Source organism: Streptomyces sp. SID13031 (assembly GCF_010548305.1).
Classification (GTDB): domain Bacteria; phylum Actinomycetota; class Actinomycetes; order Propionibacteriales; family Kribbellaceae; genus Kribbella.
The window spans coordinates 1-390 of the sequence record NZ_JAAGLV010000119.1 but is presented as its reverse complement, the minus strand read 5'-3'; the positions used below and the strand labels follow the sequence as shown (position 1 = coordinate 390).

General features: G+C 69.5%; 1 protein-coding gene. It reads right to left on the bottom strand.

Annotated elements, in window-relative coordinates; genetic code table 11:
* A partial coding sequence (locus tag G3I17_RS39510) for an MbtH family protein (protein ID WP_164604541.1) occupies positions 1–130 on the bottom strand: 130 nt, incomplete at its 3' end.
* Between the last annotated feature and the right edge of the window lie 260 nt (positions 131–390).

Below are 390 nucleotides of genomic sequence, written 5' to 3'. Positions count from 1 at the left end.
CGGCCTGGCCGAAGCCCGCCGTCCAGCCGGCGGGTACGTCGGCGAACACCGGCCACAGGGAGTGCTGTCCCTCGTCGTTGCGCAGCACGAAGTAGGTGCCGTTCTCGTCCTCGAAGGGGTTGGTCGCCATGTGTCTCTCTCCGTGTTCTTCGGTGATCAAGCGCCGTGGGTGTGGTGCTCGTCGTGTTCGTCGGCCAGCTTCCCGGCCAGTACGGGGCCGATGACGGACAGCGGTCCGGGACGGGTCATCTCCTCGTGGCCGCACGCCACGTGGTGCTACTCCACCTGTCCGCCGATGTGCGGCAGCCACAGCCCGGGCGTCAGCGTCCCGGTGGCGTCCTGGCCGGCCGCGAAGTGCACGAGGTCGCCCTCGAAGACGCCCGGGGTGAA